Genomic DNA, 3,035 nt, shown 5'->3' on the forward strand with positions numbered 1-3,035 from the left:
GCACGGCGCTTGCGCCCATCAAGATGAGTGGCACCCATGTGCCGCCGGCTTCGGCCGCGCCCGCCCACGCCGCAAGGCCGAGCGCCGCGATCAGGCCGAGATGGCAGGCAATCGTCGCCGGTCGCGTGAAGCCGCGGTCACCGGCGCGGCCGAAGAGCGGCGTCACCGCCGCGCCGCCGGCACCGGCCAGCGCGAACAGCGCGATGCCGCGCTGGCCGAGATCGAAGGGCGGTGCTGCAAGGCGTAGCGCCACCGCCGTCCAGAATACACTGAAGGCCGCCATCACAAGGCTCGCCGTCAGCGCACGACGGCGCAGCACCGGCTCCTCGCGCAACAGCTCAAACAGCGATGCGAGCAGCGCCGCGTAGCTCGCATTTGCCAGCGGCCGCCGCCGGGGCAGAGCGAGCCCGAGCAGCATGGCGAGCAGCGCCAGCGCGCCGGCGCTGATGCCATAAAAGGCGCGCCAACCGAAGGCGTCTGCGACAAGGCTGGCGAGCGGACGCGAGAGCAAAATGCCGATCATCAGGCCGCTCATCACATCGCCGATGACGCGCCCGTCCTGTCCGGGCGGCGCCATCGAGGCCGCGACCGGCACCAGCACCTGGATGCAGGAGCAGGCGGCGCCGAGGATGAAGAGCAGGAGGAGCAGCGAAGCGGCAGAGGGCGCGAACGCCGCGACGGCCGCCGCAACTGCGGCGACGCAAAGCATGCGCAGCACCAGCACGCGGTTCTCGACGAGGTCCGACAGCGGCACCAGGAAGAACAGCCCGGCGGCATAGCCGAGCAGGGTGGCCATCGAGACCAGCCCGCTCTCGGACGCAGCGGCCCCCAGCGACGGGCCGATCAGCCCGACCAGCGTCTGCGGCGCGAAGAGGTTGGTGACGATGATGCCGACCGAAGCGGCAAACAGCAGCGTCTGCGATCGGGTGATGGCCCCGGTGCTCTCGCCGGCTCGGGGTCGCTCGGCGAACTCGGCCGCCGCGACTTCGGCATTGTTGGTTCCGTGCATGAAAAATCCTCGTGGCTCGCATATCTGCCGAGGACTTTATTGCGATCGAGCATAATGCTACAATTGAATTAACACGATAATGATTATGCGAGTTACGCATGAACATCCATGACCTCGAAGCCTTCGTCGCCGTCATCGAGACCGGCTCCATCGTCGCCGCCTCGGCCAGGCTCAATCTCACCCAGCCAGGTGTCACGCGCCGCATCCAGAGCCTGGAGGAGCGGCTGGCCACGCCCTTGCTCGACCGCCAGTCGAAGCCGCTGAAGCCGACCGCTTCGGGCCGCGAGGCCTATGAGCATGGCCGCCGTGTGCTGCGCTCGCTGGAGGATTTGAAGGCCAGCGTCTCGCCAGCCGGCGAGGTGAGGGGCGAGTTCCGCCTCGGCATCATGCCCTATCTCTCGACCAGCGCGCTGTCCGAGCCGCTCGACAGCTTGCGCGCCGCCTTCCCGCAACTGACGCTCAAGATCACCTCCAGCCTGTCGCCGCGCCTGGTCGAGCAGGTGCTGCACAGCGAGATCGACGCGGTCGCCGTCTGCCTTGCCGACGGCGTCGCGCCGCCGCCCGAGTTGGTCGGCGACGATCTCGGCGTGCAGTCGGTGCTTTTGGTGGCCTCGCCAAGCCTCGGCGTGCCGAAGCCGGCCGAGCTCACCGATCTTGCGCGCTACCCCTGGGTGCTGAACGAGACCGGCTGCGGTTTTCGCGCCTTCATCCGCCACCGCTTCGAGCTGGCGCGGCTGCCCTTCCATGTCGGCGTCGAGGCGCAGGGGGCCGACTTGCGTATGTCGCTGGTGGCGCGCGGCCACGGCATCGGCGTCGTAACCCCCGGCGCGCTGTCGGGCAGCCCGTGGCGCGACGTGGTCGAGGTGGTCAACTGCCCCGGCTTCCGCCCGCAGGTGCGCTGCTGGCTGCTCCACCGCCCGCCGGCCGGAAGGCTCGCGCGGCCGATCGCAGTGTTCCGCGACGCCTTGGCCGAGGCGCTGAAGGGCCCGATGCCGCTGATGTCGTAGGGTGGCGGTGCTATCTTTCCTTTGGTGGGGGAGATAGCGATTTCAACACTTTAGCGAAGCCAAGTGTTAGTAATCGCCAGAGTGAGGGCGCAGCGCCGACCTTTGTGGTCGTCATCTCTGAGCCTTGCGATCGGGGCAGGGAGGCGAGCCATGTATCCCAAAACTTCTGCTGCATGTGGACGAACACGGGAACCACATCATAGCCCTGGTCAAATATATTGACTAAATTGCTCTTGTTAGGGTGTTCCCCTGTTTTCACCTTGCAGACCACCAATCCACGACTCATCTCGGTCACGGTCCCCTCAGGGAAAACGTTGCAGCTCGCGCCGTAACAAAAGGGCAGTATCCCTTCGACTTCGAGCTGCTTGCGGATTTGGCACAACGCTTCGAAATAGTCGTCTTCTTCCGCCTCGATGACCTTGTTCCGATAGCTACAGGTGAGCCGGCACTTGATTCCCACATCTTGCAGCGTGAACAACGCCTGCTCGTCCTCGCCGGCGTCTGCCCCGATCAGGAATACGCTGCATTGTTGATTCATTGTTATTTCCCCAGACATTCCGCCCAATCACTCGGCTTAAAGTAGTTGTAATGTTATCACTTTTCAACTGGGGATTGTTCGCCTCGACTCGACAATGGTACCTGCGGCGCTGCCCCATCCTTGACCCATCCTCCACCCACGCTATCCTCGCGCCATGCCGAACACCGCTCCCTCCGCCGCCGCTCCGCTCATCGTCATCGACCTTCAGACCGGCATGTTCGACGGCCGCTTCGATCCGCCGATTCACGACGCGGACACGATCGCCGAGCGCGCTCGAAAACTGATCGACTGGGCGCGCCGCTCCGGCCGCAAGGTGGCTTTCGTCCGCCATGACGGGCCGGCGGGCGATCCGCTGGCTCCGGGCGCTTCCGGCTGGCCGGTGTGGCCGCAACTCGGCCAGGCCGCCGACGAGCCGACCTTCGGCAAGACGGTCGGCAATGCTTTCTCCAACGCGGCGCTTGCCGAATGGGTGGCAGGGCAG

At 65.9% G+C, this 3,035-nt stretch carries 4 protein-coding genes; 2 read left to right on the forward strand and 2 right to left on the reverse strand.

The window, feature by feature from the left end; translation table 11 throughout:
• The coding region (locus EOA38_RS32105; RefSeq protein ID WP_145966170.1) for an MFS transporter at positions 1-1,009 on the reverse strand (1,009 nt) is incomplete at its 3' end.
• A 98-nt stretch (positions 1,010-1,107) separates the two neighbouring features.
• Here EOA38_RS32105 and EOA38_RS32110 point away from each other — a divergent pair.
• Positions 1,108-2,016: a LysR family transcriptional regulator gene (locus tag EOA38_RS32110; protein ID WP_126094554.1), complete on the forward strand. Its 909-nt coding sequence runs from the start codon at positions 1,108-1,110 to the stop codon at positions 2,014-2,016.
• A 10-nt stretch (positions 2,017-2,026) separates the two neighbouring features.
• Here EOA38_RS32110 and EOA38_RS32115 read toward each other — a convergent pair whose 3' ends face one another.
• Positions 2,027-2,554: a hypothetical protein gene (locus tag EOA38_RS32115; RefSeq protein ID WP_189350126.1), complete on the reverse strand. Its 528-nt coding sequence runs from the start codon at positions 2,552-2,554 to the stop codon at positions 2,027-2,029.
• 154 nt (positions 2,555-2,708) lie between these two features.
• Here EOA38_RS32115 and EOA38_RS32120 point away from each other — a divergent pair.
• Positions 2,709-3,035: isochorismatase family protein (locus tag EOA38_RS32120; protein ID WP_127301114.1), on the forward strand; the 327-nt coding region annotated here is incomplete at its 3' end.

Origin of the sequence: Mesorhizobium sp. M1E.F.Ca.ET.041.01.1.1 (assembly GCF_003997355.1) — a bacterium.
Lineage (GTDB): Bacteria > Pseudomonadota > Alphaproteobacteria > Rhizobiales > Rhizobiaceae > Mesorhizobium.

What these genes read in the sequence shown, in the direction of transcription:
- EOA38_RS32115 (WP_189350126.1), bottom strand. Translation starts at nt 2,554, where the DNA reads ATGAATCAACAATGCAGCGTATTCCTGATCGGGGCAGACGCCGGCGAG.
- EOA38_RS32110 (WP_126094554.1), top strand. Translation starts at nt 1,108, where the DNA reads ATGAACATCCATGACCTCGAAGCCTTCGTCGCCGTCATCGAGACCGGC.